This window comes from Capnocytophaga haemolytica (genome assembly GCF_001553545.1).
GTDB lineage: Bacteria > Bacteroidota > Bacteroidia > Flavobacteriales > Flavobacteriaceae > Capnocytophaga > Capnocytophaga haemolytica.
This window is the reverse complement of the sequence record NZ_CP014227.1, coordinates 2508727-2527500: the sequence shown is the minus strand read 5'-3', so window position 1 is coordinate 2527500 and position 18774 is coordinate 2508727. Positions and strand designations below refer to the sequence as shown.

Annotated in this window: 9 protein-coding genes, 2 rRNA genes and 1 pseudogene (1 of these 12 only partly in view); 10 read left to right on the top strand and 2 right to left on the bottom strand. The window is 42.8% G+C overall.

The genetic code is table 11. From position 1 onward, the window contains the following. Positions 1-1823: ribosomal RNA gene (locus AXF12_RS11120) — 23S ribosomal RNA — on the top strand; it begins 1023 nt to the left of the window's first position. A 112-nt stretch (positions 1824-1935) separates the two neighbouring features. Then, positions 1936-2043 (top strand): 5S ribosomal RNA (gene rrf, locus AXF12_RS11115). A 300-nt stretch (positions 2044-2343) separates the two neighbouring features. Here rrf and AXF12_RS11110 read toward each other — a convergent pair. Next, complete coding sequence (locus AXF12_RS11110; RefSeq protein ID WP_066431238.1) at positions 2344-3714, bottom strand: GH39 family glycosyl hydrolase; 1371 nt, start codon at positions 3712-3714, stop codon at positions 2344-2346. Positions 3715-4141: 427 nt separating this feature from the next. Here AXF12_RS11110 and ligA point away from each other — a divergent pair, with 427 nt between their 5' ends. The 5 genes from ligA to AXF12_RS11085 all read left to right on the top strand — a co-directional run bounded on the left by ligA (position 4142) and on the right by AXF12_RS11085 (position 12021). Further along, complete coding sequence (gene ligA, locus AXF12_RS11105) at positions 4142-6133, top strand: NAD-dependent DNA ligase LigA (RefSeq protein WP_066431235.1); 1992 nt, start codon at positions 4142-4144, stop codon at positions 6131-6133. A gap of 315 nt (positions 6134-6448) precedes the next feature. Continuing rightward, the gene (locus AXF12_RS11100; protein ID WP_066431232.1) at positions 6449-9055 is read left to right on the top strand and encodes a T9SS type B sorting domain-containing protein; all 2607 of its coding nucleotides are present in this window, start codon (positions 6449-6451) and stop codon (positions 9053-9055) included. Positions 9056-9273: 218 nt separating this feature from the next. Beyond that, on the top strand, positions 9274-10638 hold the full coding sequence (gene hemN / locus AXF12_RS11095) for an oxygen-independent coproporphyrinogen III oxidase (protein WP_066431230.1): 1365 nt from the start codon (positions 9274-9276) through the stop codon (positions 10636-10638). A gap of 158 nt (positions 10639-10796) precedes the next feature. After that, positions 10797-11417 (top strand): recombination mediator RecR, encoded by a 621-nt coding sequence (gene recR, locus AXF12_RS11090; protein WP_066431212.1) that lies wholly within the window; start codon positions 10797-10799, stop codon positions 11415-11417. Between the two features lie 22 nt (positions 11418-11439). Beyond that, positions 11440-12021 carry a DUF3109 family protein gene (locus AXF12_RS11085; protein WP_066431211.1) on the top strand — a complete coding sequence of 194 codons (582 nt, stop codon included), beginning with the start codon at positions 11440-11442 and terminating at the stop codon, positions 12019-12021. A gap of 111 nt (positions 12022-12132) precedes the next feature. Here the strand turns inward: AXF12_RS11085 and AXF12_RS11080 are convergent, their stop codons facing one another. After that, positions 12133-14823 carry a putative LPS assembly protein LptD gene (locus tag AXF12_RS11080; protein ID WP_095114493.1) on the bottom strand — a complete coding sequence of 897 codons (2691 nt, stop codon included), beginning with the start codon at positions 14821-14823 and terminating at the stop codon, positions 12133-12135. A gap of 407 nt (positions 14824-15230) precedes the next feature. Between AXF12_RS11080 and nrfH the strand changes: the two genes are divergently transcribed. From nrfH to AXF12_RS11065, 3 genes and pseudogenes are all read left to right on the top strand, one after another. After that, positions 15231-15884 (top strand): cytochrome c nitrite reductase small subunit, encoded by a 654-nt coding sequence (gene nrfH / locus AXF12_RS11075; RefSeq protein WP_066431205.1) that lies wholly within the window; start codon positions 15231-15233, stop codon positions 15882-15884. After that, positions 15884-17382, top strand: a pseudogene (gene nrfA / locus AXF12_RS11070) (ammonia-forming cytochrome c nitrite reductase). The gene nrfH and the pseudogene nrfA overlap by 1 nt, the downstream one beginning before the upstream one ends. A gap of 346 nt (positions 17383-17728) precedes the next feature. Beyond that, positions 17729-18757 carry a rod shape-determining protein gene (locus tag AXF12_RS11065; protein ID WP_066431202.1) on the top strand — a complete coding sequence of 343 codons (1029 nt, stop codon included), beginning with the start codon at positions 17729-17731 and terminating at the stop codon, positions 18755-18757. Positions 18758-18774 lie beyond the last annotated feature (17 nt).

Genomic DNA, 18774 nt, shown 5'->3' with positions numbered 1-18774 from the left:
TATCAGCTAAGGTCCCCAAATATATGCTAAGTTGACCAAACGCGGTCTGATTGCAGCGACAGCTAGGATGTTGGCTTGGAAGCAGCCATACATTTAAAGAGTGCGTAACAGCTCACTAGTCGAGGAGTTAGGCATGGATAATAAACGGGCATAAGCATATTACCGAAGCTATAGACCTGTGCAATAGCACAAGTGGTAGGGGAGCATTCTATCGTCGTTGAAGCAGTGTTGTGAGACATTGTGGAGGTTATAGAAAAGAAAATGTAGGCATAAGTAACGATAAGGCAGGCGAGAAACCTGCCCGCCGAAAGATCAAGGATTCCTCAGCTATGCTAATCAGCTGAGGGTTAGTCGGGGCCTAACGCGAATCCGAGCAGGAGAAGTGGATGGACAACAGGTTAATATTCCTGTACTTTCATACTGATAAAAGTGACGGAATGAGGTAAGAGTTGCGTACTGACGGAATAGTACGTTGAAGGTGCTGTTATGGCACTGATAGTACACTAAGGCTTCGGCTGCGGTGATAATGCTCTAAGAACATTTCCAAGAAAAGCGAAGTATGAAACCCGTACTGTAAACCGACACAGGTGATCGGGAAGAGAATTCTAAGGCGCTCGAGAGATTCATGGCTAAGGAACTAGGCAAAATAGACCTGTAACTTCGGGAGAAAGGTCGCCTATTGCAAAACAATAGGTCGCAGTGAAAAGGTCCAAGCGACTGTTTAACAAAAACACAGGGCTCTGCGAAATCGAAAGATGAGGTATAGGGCCTGACACCTGCCCGGTGCTGGAAGGTTAAGAGGAGAGTTTAGCAGTAATGCGAAGATTTGAATTGAAGCCCCAGTAAACGGCGGCCGTAACTATAACGGTCCTAAGGTAGCGAAATTCCTTGTCGGGTAAGTTCCGACCTGCACGAATGGTGTAACGATTTGGACACTGTCTCGGCCATGAGCTCGGTGAAATTGTAGTATCGGTGAAGATGCCGATTACCCGCAGTGGGACGAAAAGACCCTGTGCACCTTTACTATATCTTCGTATTGGTCTTGGATAAGTGATGCGTAGGATAGGTGGGAGACTATGAGTTGTCTGTTCCGGCAGGCAAGGAGTCGTTGTTGAAATACCACCCTTTGCTTATCTGAGGTCTAACCCTGCGATGCAGGGGACAATTCGTGGAGGGTAGTTTGACTGGGGTGGTCGCCTCCAAAAGTGTAACGGAGGCTTCTAAAGGTTCCCTCAGCACGCTTGGTAACCGTGCGTAGAGTGCAATGGTATAAGGGAGCTTGACTGAGAGACGGACGTGTCGATCAGGTACGAAAGTAGAGCATAGTGATCCGGTGGTTCCGAGTGGAAGGGCCATCGCTCAAAGGATAAAAGGTACGCCGGGGATAACAGGCTGATCTCCCCCAAGAGCTCACATCGACGGGGGGGTTTGGCACCTCGATGTCGGCTCGTCACATCCTGGGGCTGGAGAAGGTCCCAAGGGTTGGGCTGTTCGCCCATTAAAGTGGCACGCGAGCTGGGTTCAGAACGTCGTGAGACAGTTCGGTCTCTATCTACTGTGGGCGTTAGAAATTTGCGTGGATCTGACTCTAGTACGAGAGGACCGAGTTGGACGAACCTCTGGTGCATCTGTTGTCTTGCCCAAGGCACCGCAGAGTAGCTAAGTTCGGAATGGATAAGTGCTGAAAGCATATAAGTACGAAACCAGCCACAAGATGAGATTTCTTTATAAGGGTCGTGGGAGATGACCACGTTGATAGGTTACAGGTGTATAGGTGGTAACACGTTAGCCGAGTAATACTAATCACCCGTAGACTTGCTGCGCGAGCTCTTACTTTGTTTTTTATCCTAATGTGTTAAAATATGATAGCGAAAGAGGGGTTGTTAGGTTGTGGTATACTCATACCCCATACCTCAAACCTCAGAGCTAAAGACTTAAGGTGGTTATAGCTAAAGGTCTCACCTCTTACCATACCGAACAGAGCAGTTAAACCTTTACGCGCAGATGGTACTATGCAAATGGGAGAGTATGTCGCCGCCTTCTTTTAAGAAGCCTTCTCATCTTGAGAGGGCTTTTTTTTTCGATATAGGTTCGTTGTGCGTTCGATTGGAGTGGTATAATCCTCATTGATATTTATTGGTGAGGATTTTTTGTTAGAAAAATGAGCTAAGATTCCTATAAAGCAAATCTCTAATGGGAAATTTTTAGTTTCTTCAAGAGATTAAATAATTACTTTATAGCGAAGTTGAGACTTCCAGTGTAACGTCAATAAGCAATTTTTATTATTACATTAAACAAAAGTTTATTCAATTTATCTTTATTTTTTGCACTAACTATTTGAGCTTATTTTATTACTAATGTAGTAACGCTATATGCTGGCAATGTATAAATTAGTTTTCCGCTTCGAATAGGGTGAGTTCCCTTATTGACTGGAGGGTCAAAAGGGTTAGTATGTGATGTCTGCCATATCTCTGCTACTGTTTCGCGGGGCAGTCCATCAAAATTGAAATGTACAGTTTTTGCCGAATTGGGGCTTTGATTGATTATTACCACATTTTTAGATTTGGAAGCAAATATGGCTACCTTGTTATGGGTTGTAGTTGCTTGCACAAATTCGTTTCCAAAATGCCGGAATAGATTTCCGCCAGTAAACATAAAAAGTCCCCAATAAATAGGATTTGGATCGTTGATATTTTTGCCAAAATGAGTAGCTTCTTCGCTGTTTCCAAAGGTAAGCCCCAACGCTCCATTCAAATCGGAATATTGAAAGCTACGTCCTCCATTTTTTGCAAAAAGTCCTGCTACTGTTGCTGCCCAAACTGTTGTAACCGCTTTATAGAATCGGTCATCACCTTTCCATCCTGGGTAGCCGTTGTCACGTCGGAACGACCAATTGTACTCACCCAGCTGGATCTCCATACGATATTCTGCTTCAGGGAGTTCTGCTTTGATCATATCGCGAATTTCTCTTATCTCGTTCTCATAATTACGTGTTTGCAAAAGCGCTTCTGCCTCGTCAAGAAAAGACTCGCCCATAGCATAGTGATGATAATCAACAATATCTGCTCGTGTGCCTGAAAGTTGTACAAAGGTTCTCAACGCATTTAGATCATACGATGCCCAAGCGGGGCCACCTACTTTGATAGTAGGATCTACGGCTTTCATTGCGTCGGCTATATTGTTAAACATTGCGCAATACTGTTCTATTGTAAGTCCGTCCAAACTTGGTTCGTTGCCAATAATCCACTCTTTGATAGGTGTTCCTCTATCTTTGAAGTAGCGAACCATATTGGCAGCATCTTCAGGATTGATGTCATTGTTTTTATGATTTCCACCAATTACAATTATCACTTTGGCTCCAATTTCTCTCAGTTTGGAAATCCATTCATTGCCAGAGATATTTTGCGGGCCTTCAACAGCAGAGGATACAATATTGCCGTTGTTCCACTTCATCGGAATCCGATATCCATCCAACCGAATATCTTGTAGACGTTGAAGTTGAATAGAGCCATTAGGTTGCGCAATGGCTGTTCTACCATAAGTTGAAATAGTTCCTCCGAAGCATATTTCGGCAGCTTTTCCATTTACTTGAAATCTGCTATCGAAGTTAATGTTGGCATCAATAGAAGGTTGATTTTCGTCGGAAGAGGTGCTGCAAGCATACAATGCCAATACCGCAAAAATAGCCAATATATACTTGATAATGTGTTTCATAATATATTCTATTTAATTGATTATTTTGTTGCTGCAAAGTTATAATTTTATTTCATATAACACAATATTTTTGACATAAAATTTCTCTTAAATCTTAATGAGAGAAATATTTGAAAAATCATTATTTTTCAGTATGTTTTTCTGTGATATTTATTTTCTTTAGTTTTGTGAATTTTAATTTTTAGGGTTTTATCTTGGCTTTAAGTCGGCTTTATCATTCATTAGAAAAAATTTCTATTGGAAGAGTCTTGATGCTAATAAGGGAAGTGCTTTTGCTCATTTGATAAGATGAAAAGGGATTGTCGTATATAACCCATTGTAATGAAATGAATTAGAGGTTTTGTTAAAAAAATATGATGATTATATTTCGTGAAGTCTTTTTTAAATCTTACATTTGCACTTTCAAGTTTAATATTAATTCGCATTTATGAAAGAGAGAATTGAACAACTTAGAGCAGAATTAAATCAACATAATTACAATTATTACATACTTGATGCCCCTACGATTTCTGATTATGAATTCGATCAGAAACTCAAAGAGTTGCAAGTGTTAGAGAATGCCCATCCTGAATTTTATGATGAGAACTCCTCCACAGTGAGGGTAGGGGGGACTATCACTAAGAACTTTAAGACAGTTGTTCACGAGTTCAGAATGTACTCCCTTGATAACTCTTATTCAAAGGAGGATTTAGAGGAATGGGAGCGACGAATTATAAAAACCTTAGGTAATGAGCAACTTTCTTTCGTTTGCGAATTGAAGTATGATGGGGCTTCTATTGATTTACTTTACGAAAAAGGGCGTTTAGCACAAGCTACTACTCGTGGTGATGGTATTCAAGGAGATGAGATTACAGCAAATGTCCGTACGATCAGGTCAGTTCCTCTACAATTAAGAGGAGATTTCCCAGAACATTTTCATATTAGAGGGGAGATCGTTCTCCCTAAGAAAGGCTTTGAGCAAATGAATAAAGAACGCATCGAAGCAGGAGAAGACCCATATATGAACCCTCGAAATACTGCCAGTGGGAGCTTAAAGCTACAGGATACTTCGGAAGTTGCAAAGCGTCCATTGGATTGTTTGTTATATGCCTTAGTGGGTAATACAGGGGTTAGCACTCAGTTTGAAGGTTTAGAAAAGGCAAGACAATGGGGTTTTAAAGTTCCTAAGGCTTCTAAACTCTGCCACTCGACTCAAGAGGTGATGGATTTTATCAATTATTGGGATACAGAGCGCCATAATCTGCCTTATGAAACTGATGGTGTGGTAGTAAAGGTAAATAGTTTCGCTCAACAGGAAGAATTGGGATATACTGCCAAGTCTCCTCGTTGGGCAATGGCTTATAAGTTTAAAGCAGAGCAGGTTGATACACTTTTAGAGAGCATTTCCTATCAGGTAGGCAGGACAGGGGCCATTACTCCTGTGGCAAATCTTAAACCTGTGTTATTGGCAGGAACTGTCGTAAAAAGAGCTTCCTTACACAATGCGGATCAGATAGAAAAGTTAGATGTCCGCCTTGGTGACTCTGTTTATGTGGAGAAAGGAGGAGAAATCATCCCAAAGATCGTAGGTGTAAACCTTGAAAAACGGGAACCTAACTCACAGCCCGTTCATTACATTACCAATTGCCCTGAATGTGGCACTGCCTTAGTGCGTAATGAGGGTGAAGCACAGCACTATTGTCCGAATACCTACCATTGTCCTCCACAGATTACAGGTAAGATACAGCATTTTATTTCACGTAAAGCAATGGATATTGAGGGCTTGGGAGAGGAGACCGTTGAGTTGCTTTTCAAGGCTGGAATTATAGAAAACTATGCTGATTTGTATGAAATTAAGATCTCACAGTTGCTTCCATTAGAGCGTATGGCTCAGAAGAGTGCAGAGAACATAGTTAAGGGGATTGAGAAGTCAAAAGAAGTCCCTTTTGAGCGTGTCCTTTTTGCTTTGGGTATACGTTATGTAGGTGAAACGGTAGCTAAAAAGCTCGCTAAACATTACAAATCAATTGACAATCTTCAACAAGCAACCTTGGAACAACTTATTGAGATCGATGAAATAGGAAATCAAATAGCCAGCAGTGTGATCAGTTTTTTTAAGGAGGAGTACAACCTGCAGCTTATTAATCGCCTTAAAGAAAAGGGGTTACAGTTTACTCTTTCTGGAAAATCTACAGAAGGACAGACAGATAAGCTTAAAGGATTAACCTTTGTGGTCTCTGGTGTTTTTCACCTATTTACTCGTGATGAGCTTAAAAATCTGATAGAGCTCAATGGGGGAAAAGTAGGCTCTTCTATCTCTGCAAAAACAAGTTATGTAGTTGTAGGAGAGAATATGGGACCAAGTAAAAAAGAAAAAGCAGAGAGCTTAGGAGTTAAAATGATTCCAGAAGAGGAATTCCAAGAGCTTATCAACTCATAGAACTAAAAGTTTAACAACTAACCCCCAAACACAATGACTACCAAGCATATTATTTTACTTACACTATTATTTTTAATAAGTTTACCACACTGGTCACAGTGTAGAGCGATCCCTACTGAGATTTCAGAAAATTGGGATAATAGAACGCATCGTAATGATAAAACAAACAAAGGTATTCCTATTAATAAAGAAAAAACCCGATCTTGTTGGGAAAGTACGACTTGGGCTGTAACCAGAGAGGATACCCGCTCGAGAGCTAAGAGTGGTAAGTATTTCTGTGCTTTAACCACTAACAGTGAATCTTTTTTTGAGTATATGACTTGCCCTGTCAAACTAAAAAAAGGTAGAAATACGATTCATTTCCATTGTTATGCTAAGCTTAATACCTATAACAAAAAAGATGGCACTGACGAGAACAAACTTATTGTATTTCTTATACCCAATAGGGCAAACCCCAGTTCAGGAGCTTCTATTCTTAGGCAAACGCCTATCAAAAAACACGAGCAATGGGTAGAACTAAAACCTGACGATCTAATCCTTGACCTTGATGCTGAGGCAACTTATTATCTCTCAATTGGAGGAAAAACACAAGATATTGCTACTCGAATCGCTGTCGATAATATCTCATTACAAGTACAAAACGCTCCAATTACCTGCGCCCAACCTTCTAACATTACCTACGCTTATACTACCACCAATACACTTCAAATCTCTTGGAAAGCTCCTTCTGAAACACCTTTGCAGTATGAATATGCACTTTCTGAATTAGATAAAATACCTACCTCAACACTTCAAACTACCGTGACTTCAACCTTCCAAACAGTAGATCCTACCCAAAACCACTACTTCTTTATCCGCTCCCTTTGTCAGAATGATAAAACCCAGTGGCAACGCCTTCTAATACTACCTTCTGTCTGTAATGCTCCCACTTTTTTATCTGTTGCGGACATAAAGCCTAACGCTTTTCGCTTGAATTGGCTGAGTACTTCACCTGGAGTTCAGTATTATATCAGTACTAATGACATCGCTACTCCACCTGAAACTCTTCCTAACTCAAATCCTACTGAGGGCATATTTACAGGCGTTGTAAACTACACAAATACTACGGAAATCTCCAACCTTTCTCCTAATACCCATTATTACGTATGGCTGCGTAACGTATGTGATGGCAACCTGAAAAGCAACTGGCTCAAAATGACCTCTCCCGTAATGACTATCAATGGTCTTTGCGAAGATTTTTCAGCACTCACACTTTCAGGTACTTATATCGTTGAAGATGCAAACCGCGATGGTCATCAATGGAATTTGTCAAAGTACCTCCAAGATCTTCAAGACAATCAAGTGATAAAAGTAACACCTAAAGCACGAGGTGCTAATAACGACTTCTTATTCATCCCTTTTCCCATTGAGAGCGAGCAACACCTTAACATCGCATTTAGCTACTTTGTTCCTCAGAGTGAGGGTAATGCACACCTTGATATCTACCTTACCGAGAAACCTAAAGCTACTTATGTGCAAGAAAAGAATAAAATATACTCACAACGTAATCTCAAAAAATCTTTTGATAATAACCTCTACACCGATGAAATTAGAAACATACCTACAACCAATGCCTTTCGCTACATAGCCTTCAAAGCAACGGGCAACGCCCCTCTGGCGCTTGATAATATCTGTATTACTGCGCAAGAAATGCCCTTGAAAACGCCCATTGTGTCAGTAGCTTCAGCTACTTGCGAGCATAGCGGTACACTATGCACGATTATCAATCCTCAAAAAGGAGTAACATACAAATTGAGCACCGAAGGAACCCTCTCTGACACTCAGTTAGCCTCTCCTTTTACCATTGAAGAAGGAAAAACCTATCAAGTTATAGCCCTTAGAGATAAAGATACAACAACTTCGACTATTTTTAACGCTAATACAGAGAAACCTCCTTTAAGTCCTATCGAATTTAGACTGAATGAAGTGCAATGTGGCGACACTTTTGTCTCGGTAGCGCTAAAAAGAGAGAAAGATACCCAATACAAGATCAATCAAACGCCTATCCTTAGTGGAGAAGAACTAAAACAGCTCTCTTTTAGTACAATTTATACCCTCACAGCTGTCAAAGGCAATTGCATAACGACCACTGTTTTTACTACACCCGCAGAGAAAATACCACTTCCACCTATTGCGCTCACACTGCATCCCGTACACTGTGGAGACCTCTATGCCACTGCCGAATTCATCCCTACAACAGAAGTGTATTACTTGCTCAATGGTCAAAACATCCCATCCGACGGGAAGCTTAACGGTTTGACATTCAGCACGGTATATACTCTTACTGCCCAGCGAGGCGAATGCAATGTCAGCACTACCTTCACAACCCCACAACGCAAGTCTAAGCCATCTCCGCCAACCCTTAGCCCAGTTACCTTGGGCGACCATCCTATCGTTGCCGATCTTCCTCAGAATGAAGGGCAATATCGTTGGTATAAAAGCCTCAATGCCCCCACCTCACTGATGCTTACCGACCCGATTACCACCTCCAAACTATACCTATCTATCGTAGAAGGCGACTGCGAAAGTAACAGAGTAGCAGTATCTATCCTTCAAACGAAAAAGGAACTCCTAACAAAATCTGAACCAACATTTTACAATGCTATAAGCCTTAGTGGAAATTCCAAAAATAATCTCCTCTATATTGATAAAGCCGAAAATTATCCACAGAATGAACTCACTATATATAGCTCTTCAGGAGTAAAAATATATGAGATAAAGGGCTACAACAACAAAGAAAGGGCATTCAGGGGCTTCTCAAACGTCAAAAATACTTTTTCTTCAAGCAACCGACTCATACAAGGCACCTACTTTTACTTATTCAAATACACAGATGGCACCAAAGTCAAACAGTCCAAAGGTTTCCTATACATAGCCGATTAGTCAGTAGAGTAGGGCGGTGTCTCCTGAAAAAACGAATCCCAATCGAAGAGATAACGGACAGATAACGAATCCTTACCCAACCCTGATCAGTACGCACTTTTGATGTCATTCTACTCCCAGTTGTAGCGTCTCCTTTCCCAAATAAAAAACATAAAATTTGCAAAAAGTATTTCTATAAATGAAAAAAGTAGTATCTTTGCACGATTTTTGAACCCAAAATGGCGCTATCACTTATCCAGAAATATAACGTGGCAGGTCCACGGTATACCAGCTATCCTACTGTACCTTACTGGGATAGCACATTGTTCAGTGCTGATAAGTGGTCAGAAAGTTTGCTAAAGTCTTATGCCGAGAGCAATCACACCGAAGGCATTAGTCTTTACATACATCTGCCGTTTTGTGAGAGTTTGTGCACCTTTTGTGGCTGCCATAAGCGTATTACGAAGCGCCACGAGATGGAGGCCCCCTACATTGATGCCGTGCTCAAAGAGTGGGAGCTCTACACTGATTTCCTTGTTGAGCGCCCCATCATCAAGGAAATACACTTGGGCGGTGGTACCCCTACGTTCTTTAGGCCTACTGAATTACAGCGGCTTATAGAAGGAATTTTCGCTCGTGCTACCAAGGCTGCTGAGCCCGAATTCAGCTTCGAAGGGCACCCTAATAACACCACCGAAGCACACCTGAGAATCTTATACAACCTTGGTTTTAGGCGTGTAAGCTATGGTGTTCAGGACTATTCACCTAAGGTGCAACAGGCGATCCACCGCGTGCAGCCTTACGAGAATGTCAAGCGGGTAACTGAGGCAGCCCGAAGTATCGGCTATACGTCTATCAGTCACGATTTGGTGTTCGGACTTCCGTTCCAAACTCTTGATGATGTACTCTATACCATTGATAGGAGCAATAGTCTGCGTCCTGATAGGATTGCCTTTTACAGCTATGCGCACGTCCCTTGGATCAAAGGCAGCGGGCAGCGAGGCTTTAAGGATGAAGATGTGCCCAGCGGCGATGTGAAGCGCCAGTTGTACGAAACGGGTAAAAAGCACCTCTTAGAGGCAGGCTACATTGAGATAGGTATGGATCATTTTGCCCTGCCCTCCGATAGTATGTACAAAGCCTTTGTGTCGCACAATCTGCATCGTAATTTTATGGGCTATACAGCCTCAAAAACGCAGGTGATGATAGGTTTGGGTATGTCGTCCATCAGTGATAGTTGGTACGGTTTCGCACAGAATGAGAAGGACTTAGAGGTATATTACGCCCGCCTTGAGAAGAATGAAATACCTGTATTCAGAGGTCATATCCTCAATGCTGAAGACCTTATCATTCGTAGGCATATCCTCAACCTGATGTGTAGTTTTACCACCTCGTGGGAAGAGCCTTCATTGCAATTCCCAGAGATAAACGAGGTTCTTGCACATCTCAAGGAAATGGAAAACGATGGGCTTGTTGAGATAGGGAAAAATCGCATTGAGGTAACCGATAGGGGCAAACCTTTTATAAGAAATATATGTATGGCATTCGACTTGCGTCTACAACGTAAGATACCTGATACTAAAATATTTAGTATGACGGTATAACCATAAAAAGAAAAGTCATAGTGATTGAGTTTTTTAGTTAGTGATTGAAAGGGGACAGTTGTGAAATTCGTCCTCTTTCGTTTTTTATACTCCTGAATCAAAAGAACACACACTATCCATTGTGCATTATGAATTATTCATTACCTTTGTACCCGCTTATGGAATTCTCATCAAAACTATTAGAAAACGCTGTCTACGAGATAGCACAACTGCCAAGTATTGGTAAACGCACAGCTCTCAGGCTCGCTTTGCACTTGCTCAAGCAGCCCGAAGGTCAAACTGTCCAACTGGCAAACGCCTTATTGGCATTGCGCACACATATCCAATACTGTAAAAACTGTCATAACATCTCAGACGTTGAACTCTGTGAAATCTGTGAAAACCCTACTCGCGATAATGGTCTCGTATGTGTGGTTGAAGATTTTAGAGATGTCTTGGCTATTGAGAACACGGCACAGTTCCACGGGCAATATCACGTGCTGGGAGGGAAAATTTCGCCCATTGATGGTATTTCGCCCTCTGATCTACATATACATTCTTTGGTAGAAAAGGTCAAATCAGGCAACATCAAAGAACTTATCTTCGCATTGAGCAATACCATTGAGGGCGATACTACAGGCTTTTACATCTACCAGCAGATAGAACCCTACAATGTTACTGTCTCTACTATTGCACGAGGGGTAGCCGTAGGATCTGAGTTAGAGTATACTGACGAGGTCACCCTTGGGCGAAGTATTGCACAGCGCATTCCATTTGAGAAGGCTATTAAAGCTGTTTAAAAACGTTTATAACGACTTTACTATGATTCAGATAGAAGGTACCATTATTTCAGAAGAAATTGTCGAAAACGACTTTGTCTGCAACCTCAATGCTTGCAAAGGCATCTGCTGTGTTGAAGGCGATGCAGGCGCTCCTGTAGATGAAAGCGAGCTCAATACCTTAGAGCGCATTTATCCCAAGGTAGCTCCTTACCTTACTGAGCAAGGGCGCAGAGCTATTGAGGAGCAAGGTGTTTACGTAAAAGGAGAAGATGGTGAATGGGAAACTCCACTGATTGATGGCGGAGAGTGTGCCTATGTGGTTCACAATGAAAAGGGTTGGGCACTCTGTGCAATTGAGCAAGCTTACAACGATAAGAAGATCGATTGGAAGAAACCCATCTCGTGCCATCTCTACCCCATTCGTTTGCAAGAGTACAGCTCTTTTACCGCAGTCAACTACCATCGTTGGCCTATTTGTGATGATGCCTGCACCCTTGGTAAAGAGTTGCAAGTGCCTGTCTATAAGTTTGTCAGAGAGGCTTTGATTCGTAAATTTGGAGAAGATTGGTATGATGAACTGGAAGCCTTAGCCGCTTATGTAAAGAAGAAAAAACGTAAATAATTAAATCAATTTGTGTTCATTTATAAGTAAATGAGAAGTCCTTTCTGTAACACAGAAAGGGCTTTTTTGTTATATACAGTTATTGATTTACGATGATGTGTTGAGCATTCACTACCTCAGCACTCTGTCTGGTGCCTTATTCTTCTCCCACTTCAAGTCAGAGAGCATCGATGCTTTGATACCAATGAAGAAATACCACGAGCTTCTGTAGCCAAAGGGCGTAAACTGAAAGCTCATCCTAAAGCTGTTCAAGTCGCGCTCAAAACGCAATTGGGTGTAAGTAAACCCTTGCTCTACAAAGTCATAACCACTAGATAGCCCCACTTGCCACTTTGGTGTAAGCGATACGTTGCCCGAGAACATCAACGAGTTGTTCGATATCCTATTCTCACGTGCCGAGTTCGAGTAGCTCAGCGAGTGTGCCAAGGTTAAATCCCAAGGGATCTTAGCACTGTAATAGGTCTTCTTCTCCTCAGCTTGCTCTTCCTCAGGCTTCTTCTCCCCAAACTCATTCAATGGTTTGGATGAGCCAAATAAGTCATCCGAGCGTCCTCCTGCAAGCGTACCCGTATCTTTCTGCTTCTTGTCTTTCTTATCCTTCTTATCTTTGTTCGAGAATGAGTAATTGGTCGAGATATTAGCATTAGTCAGTCGGAAGAGGCTACCCCCATTGTCGATATTCCACTTCTCCATCTGCCTGCCTGTGTTGTCGATAGCATAAGGATTGAGTGTTGCCCCAAAGTTCACCCCGAGCTTCCCGTCAAAGAAGGCTGTACCCCCCGTGATGTTCAGCGGGCTCCATTGCTTGTTTATCACATTGTAATTAGTACTCAGGTTAAAACTATTGAGCAGCATCACCTTCTTCGCTTCCTTGGCTGTGCTATCCTTTTGTTTCACCTTTGCCTCAAAAGTATTGGCAAGTGAAAACCCTATTGACTGCGACTCATTCAGCCCAGGGGTGCCGTAGATACCGTTTTCAAAACGCGTATACTCGCGTTGGGTGCCATAAGCATCTGCAATATAATAGTCGTAATACTGGTCAAAAGAAGGGGTATAGCCATAGCTCACCGAAGGGCGCATCACGTGGCGAATGGCTTGTATCTTAGCATTTTTTCCAAAGCGGAAAGTACCGTAGATGGTGGTTCCCAAGCTCGCACCCAAATTATAAGTCATAAAGCGGTCAAAACCACTCAGCGTATCAATAGGGCTTTTGCCTGTGGAACTGTTAAAGTCTCCACGCCGAATAGTCTTGAACTGCCAAGTCTCATTGATAGAAGAGTTGAGCCCTAAAGTAACGTATTTAAACAGCTTAGTAGTGGTACTAATAGGGATTGAATGCCGCACACCATTCTTAGCCTCGTCAAACATCTTCTTTTTAAAGAACAGACTGTCGTACGTAGAGAAGCGATTATCCGCCTGCACACTGTATTGGAAGTTCAAACTCTTGATAAGCCCTTTCTTAGCCTGCCCCTCACGGGCAAACGGGTAGATACGCTCCATACTTCCACGGAAGGAAGGCAGCGTCATATCAATGCTCTTTGTGTTGGTATTCTGCGAGTGCGATGCCGAGAGCGAGAGGTTAATCGACGGATAAGCAGGGAATGTCTTCGAGTACGATACCGATGACATCATCGTATTGTTCAAGAAGTTGGAGTTATTGATCTGGTTGTACGACTCCTGATAATAGCGGCTATTGCTCGATAGGTTCACCGATGCCGAGAAGTTAGAGTTCGGGTTCGCCTTGCTGTCCTTAGAGTGCGACCACTGGATGTTGTACATCGTACTGCCTGAATAATCAGGTAATCCCTTAATACTGTATATGTTATTCTCAAACGAAATATTGAAGTTCCCTGAGTATTTATAACGTCTCACATAAGCCGATTGTCCGCGCAGTCCATAGCTACCATTGGTGTAGTAATCGGCGGTGAGGGCTAAGTCGAAATTGTCGCTAATCACGAAGTAATAACCGAGGTTCTGCAAGAAATAGCCGCGGTTGTTCACCTCACCAAAGGTCGGAAAGATAAGCCCCGAAGTGCGCCCTGACACCATCGGATAGTACGCAAAAGGAATTGCCAAAGGCGTAGGAATATCCACGATGTACATATTGCTGAAGCCCGCAATAATCTTCTTCTTAGGCACAAACTTCGCTTTGCGCACACGGATGTAATAGTCAGGGTCGTCCAAGTCCTCAGCCGTGGTGATGATAGCGTTCTTCATAAAGTAAGTAGAGTCATTCTCCTTCTTGATGATCTCCCCCTTCACATTGTTCTCGTCTTGCTTGGTGTAGGCATTGCGGATAATCGCCTTCTGAGTGCGGTAGTTAAAGCGGATAGAGTCAGGCTCAATCACATCGCTACCTTGCTTAAAAACAGGATGCTGCTCGTATTCCCCCACACTGTCTTTCAGGCGCCCTGCGTACACCTCACCCTTTTCATAATTGATGACGTCAATCCCCGCAGTAATGTCAATATCAGTATATTGCACATTAGTTTCGTTGTAAAGCGTAATCTCGTTTTTTACCTTATTGAAGATGATACTATCCTTCGCCTTATACCGCACAATGTCCTCCAAAGCATTTTTAGGCTTCTTGATAGTGTCGTTCTTCAGCGTATCTTTCGTCTTTTCCACAGGTTTCTCAGCCCTACCACGGCGATGGCGACGGCGCAGAGAATCCTTCATTGACTCGGGCTTATTTTTAATCGTATCTTTAACAAAAAAAGACTCAGAACGCTGAAAGTGAAATGATCTAAAGGCAAAAACTTCAGCGTAATAAAAGCCACAAACAACGACTAATAAACTGATTATAAAAGTGATATGACGTCTATACGATAACAAAATAACTCGTTTACTCTTTATTGCGGGGTCAAAAGTACAACTTTTTTTTAAATAAGCCCCAACTGCAAGGTAGAAAATCTTTTTCTATTGAGGAGAGCCTCCCTCATTTGCCTTCCCTTTAATCGAAGTTTTGTGTTCTCTTTTGTTGGACGGTTACCTAACGGATCCATAACGAAACTTCATTACAGAAAAAACGCTTTTTTTACCCGACTAAATAGGGACTTTTATGTATTAATTGTTAGGTTAAAATCAACAAAAACAGCTATTTATACTATACACTTTATTTAGATTATGAATAAATTACGAAAAGTTACGTTTTGAGTGTACAAAATATGGAAAAAGATTGTATTTTTGTCCCATAAATAAACTAACAAATGGCAACTGATAAAAACACTAAAAAGAGGTTTTCTCTTCTTCCACCGAAGAAGTGGCGTCTACCCGCACTGATTGCTATCGGGGCTATAATAGGTTTTGGGCTATTCATCGTCTACTTTGGTAGAGTAACAGACTATATGTCGGACGACCCTAAGGCCTGTATCAACTGCCACGTAATGACGCCTCATTATATGACGTGGAATAAGAGTTCGCACCGCGAGGTGGCAACTTGCAACGATTGCCACGTGCCACACAACAGTGTTTTTAGCAAGTACTACTTCAAGGCAAAGGACGGGCTGTATCACTCGTATGTGTTCACCACACACTCTGAGCCACAAGTAATACGGGCTAAAGATGCATCTATTAAGGTGATACACGACAACTGTATCCGCTGCCACATCGAGATTGTAACCGATGGGCGCACTTCGGCTACGGTAGCGAATCATTTTCACGATCGCACCGATAGGCTTTGTTGGGATTGCCATAGAGGAGTGCCTCATAGCAAGCAAAGAGGCCTTTCTTCCATAGGTCTCCAAATAGAGCCTACACAATTCGACCCCGCTGAGAATCATAAAAATGTACCTCAGTGGCTCGAAGACGAATTAAAAAAAGAAAGTAAAGAAACTAACAAACAGATTAAAACTAACAAGTGATGAAGAACTGGGTATTATTTATTGGAACAATGATTATTGTGTTCGGTTTAGGTTGGCTTATTTCAGATATTGCCAGTCGCAAGGAAGAAGCAGTATTTGCCTATAAACCTAAGGTTGAAATCAGTACCGATAGGATTGAGCCTCGCGACTCAGTATGGGGGCTGAACTATCCGCGTCAATACGAATCGTATAACAAAACGATTGACACTACTTATATTATAGCGGTCCTTACCTTTCAAGTGGGCACCGCGATGCGCTGGCTGAAAACCCTGAAATGGTGATCCTCTGGGCAGGCTATGCTTTTAGTCACGACTACAACCAGCCTCGTGGGCACCGTCACGCTATTGAGGATTTACGCGAAAACCTTCGTACAGGCTCGCCAGGGATTGACGGCAATGGCGACCTTCAGCCTTCTACCTGCTGGACTTGTAAGGGACCTGATGTACCTCGATTGATGCAAGAGCTCGGCGTGAGAGAATACTATAGCAAAAAGTGGTCGGACTTTGGTAGCGAAGTGGTGAACACTATCGGCTGTGGCGACTGCCATAATGCGAAGACAATGAACCTGACCATTACGCGCCCTGCCCTCAAGGAAGCATTTGCCGCTATGGGTCAGGACATCAACAAGCAATCACACCAAGAGATGCGTAACTTAGTGTGTGCACAGTGCCACGTTGAGTATTATTTTGATAAGAAGAAGTACGAAGGGGCAGCTTACCTCACTTTCCCTTGGAAAAACGGGCTTACCTTAGAAGATGCTGAAAAGTATTATGATGATATTGAGTATTATGATTATATCAACCCACTGAGCAAGGCTAAGATTCTCAAAGCACAACACCCTGACTATGAGATCTACAAAACCAGCGTACACGCCAAACGCGGTGTATCGTGTGCTGATTGCCATATGCCTTACAAGACAGAAGGTGGACAGAAATTCACTGATCACCACATCGGTTCGCCGCTTACTAACATAGAGAACTCTTGCTTTGTATGCCACAGAGAAAAAACTGATGACTTAGTAAGCGATGTACACGAGCGTCAGAAGAAAGTGAAAGAAAGTACCGCTCAGTTGGCTCGCCAAACAGCCATCGCCCACATTGAGGCTAAAAAGGCTTGGGAAGTAGGGGCTACAGAGGCAGAAATGGAGCCTATCTTAAAGGCAATCCGCAGGGCTCAATGGCGTTGGGACTACTCAGTAGCTTCGCACGGGGCATCATTCCACTCACCTGTGGAAGTGCAGCGCTTGGCGGCGGCTGGCTTAGGCTTTGCACGTGAAGCCCGCTTAGGCTTAGCACGAGTGTTGGCTAAACACGGCTACAACCAAGAAGTGCCACTGCCTGAGTTCAAGAAAGACGTACTACAGAAATACATCGGTTTAGACATTCCAAAAGAACGCGCTCAGAAAAAAGAGTTTATGGAAAAAATTGTCCCTCAATGGATAAAGAAAGCCAAAGAACGTGAAGCCAAAATGGATGTAAAGCAGATCACAATGAAGTAACAACGAAGAAAAACACTATTATACAATCAAAGAGATACGTTGCGGCGTATCTCTTTTTCTTTTACCCCAAACAAACAATTTATTCGTTGAATTACCTGCTGAATTACTAAAAAATTTAAGACGCTGATAAATTTTAAGTAACATTGCAAACCAACTTATTCCCAATTACTTACAGCTCCTCTCAACCACTTCCATCAATCACTCGAAATAATAAAATTTTCTTAAATTTGCAAATAAATTTTGCCAGTCCAAATATTTTTCGTAAAATTGCACTCGCAAAATTAAGGCATATTTAATTTACAAGACACTGATTCACAATACATATACAATTTAGAAAGAGAATAATATGGGATTTTTTGACTTCTTGACAGAGGAAATTGCCATCGACTTAGGAACCGCAAACACACTTATCATCCACAATGATAGAGTCGTGATTGATAGCCCATCGATCGTGGCAATCGACAGAACCAACAGAAGAATTATAGCCGTAGGTAAGGAAGCACGGCTAATGCAGGGGAAAACACACCCCAATATCACCACCATCCGCCCCTTGAAGGACGGTGTAATCGCCGACTTCGACGCCTCAGAGCAGATGATCAGCTCACTGATAAAGAGCATCCCTGCCCTGCGCAAGCGTTTCTTCTCACCCTCGCTGCGTATGGTAGTGTGCATCCCCTCGGGCATCACAGAAGTGGAAACACGTGCCGTGCGCGAATCGTGCGAGAGGGTAAACGGCAAAGAAATTTACTTGGTGCACGAGCCAATGGCAGCAGCCATCGGTATCGGTTTGGACATTATGCAGCCAAAGGGCAATATGATCATCGACATCGGGGGGGGCACCACCGAAATCGCCGTGATTGCACTCGGAGGTATCGTCTGCGACAAGTCAGTGAAGATTGCTGGCGACATCTTTAACTCCGACATCGTCCACTATATGCGAACCCAACACAACCTTTACGTGGGCGAGAGCACCGCCGAGAATATCAAGATCACCGTTGGGGCAGCCACCGAGGACCTCGACCTTCCGCCAGAGGACATTATGGTGCAAGGGCGCGATTTGCTCACAGGCAAGCCCAAACAAGTGCAGGTATCGTACCGCGAGATGGTAAAAGCACTCGACAAATCCATCTTGCGCATCGAGGACGCCATAATGGAGACCCTCTCTCAGACCCCGCCAGAGCTCGCCGCCGATATCTACAACACAGGTATCTATATGGCAGGCGGAGGCGCGATGTTGCGCGGCTTGGATAAGCGCATCTCGATGAAAACCGACCTCCCTGTCTACGTAGCCGAAGACCCCTTGCGCGCAGTCGTACGAGGTACAGGCATCACCTTGAAGAATATCAACAAATTCAGAAGCATTCTTTTAAAATAAATGCAGAAATCAGAGGG